This is a genomic window from Rhodococcus sp. IEGM 27 (assembly GCF_033142305.1).
Classification (GTDB): Bacteria; Actinomycetota; Actinomycetes; order Mycobacteriales; family Mycobacteriaceae; genus Rhodococcus_F; species Rhodococcus_F oxybenzonivorans.
Window position 1 is genome coordinate 1 of record NZ_JAWLSG010000041.1, and the last position, 1173, is coordinate 1173.

Sequence of the window (1173 nt, forward strand, 5' to 3'; positions counted from 1 at the left end):
ATCTCCCCCACCCCACTGCTGATGATCGTCGCCAACGAAGACACCTCCACCCCCTACGCCCTCGCACTCGACGCCTACGAACGCGCCCGCGAACCCAAACAACTCCTCGTCACACAGGGCGGACACTTCGACTTCTACACCGGCCCCGGCTTCGACCAGGTCTCCGCCGCCGCACGCGACCACTTCGTCACCCACCTACGCGCCTGAACGACCCGCAGCTTCCAGCCGACCACCGCAACCGGAGGTACCCCCATGACTACCGACACCACCACTTCCACGGCCCCCACCCACACCCCCACGGTCCCCATCCGCGCCACCGTCTTCGTCAGCCGCTGGCCCAACGTCCCCGCCGTCGAATTCCCCGGCATCCCGGACGGCACCTTCTCCCCCACCACCGCCATCCTGATCAGCGGCGCAACCGAAATCGTCCTCATCGACGCCCTCTACCTCAAAGACGACGTCCAGGACCTCGGCGACCTGATCGAACGCACCGGCAAAAAACTCACCACCATCTACATCACCCACGACCACCAAGACCACTACCTCGGCATCGGACCCCTCAAGGAACGATTCCCCGACGTCAAATGCGTCGCCCTGCCCCACGTGATCGAGTCCATGAAAGAAACCATGGACCTGCAAACCATGCAATGGAACCTGCTCTTCGGCGACGCCGTCATCCCCGCCGGCCCCCTCCCCGAACCCCTCGACAGCCACACCCTCTACGTCGACGGCTCCCCCCTGCACATCATCGAAGTCAAACAAGCCGACGTCCACCCCACCACCATCGTGCACATCCCCGACATCGACACCGTCATCGCCGGCGACTCCATCTACAACGAGATCTACCCCATGCTCGGCCTGTCCACCCCCGCCGAATGGCAGGACTGGCTCGACACCATCGACGTCGTGGAAAAACTCCAACCCAAAATGATCGTCTGCGGACACCGCAGACCCGACGGCGACGACTACGCCGTCGACACCATGATCACCCAAACCCGTTCCTACATCCAAGACTTCATCACCGCCTTCCCCACCGCGAAGGACGCCGACGACCTCGTCGCCACCATGTCCGCGAAATACCCCAACCACGCCAACCTCTGGACCCTGCAATTCTCCGCCATCAACGCAATCGCCGCCCGCGACGGCGCGCAATAACACAAAACACCACACCCC

Annotated in this window: 1 protein-coding gene and 1 pseudogene; both read left to right on the forward strand. The window is 63.3% G+C overall.

The features are described 5' to 3' along the window. Nucleotides 1-207 (forward strand): annotated as a pseudogene (locus tag R4P95_RS33410) (acetylxylan esterase); the annotation flags it as partial. 45 nt (nt 208-252) lie between these two features. Continuing rightward, nucleotides 253-1155, forward strand: coding sequence for an MBL fold metallo-hydrolase (locus R4P95_RS33415; protein WP_317747838.1), 903 nt, complete (start codon nt 253-255; stop codon nt 1153-1155). Nucleotides 1156-1173: the final 18 nt, after the last annotated feature.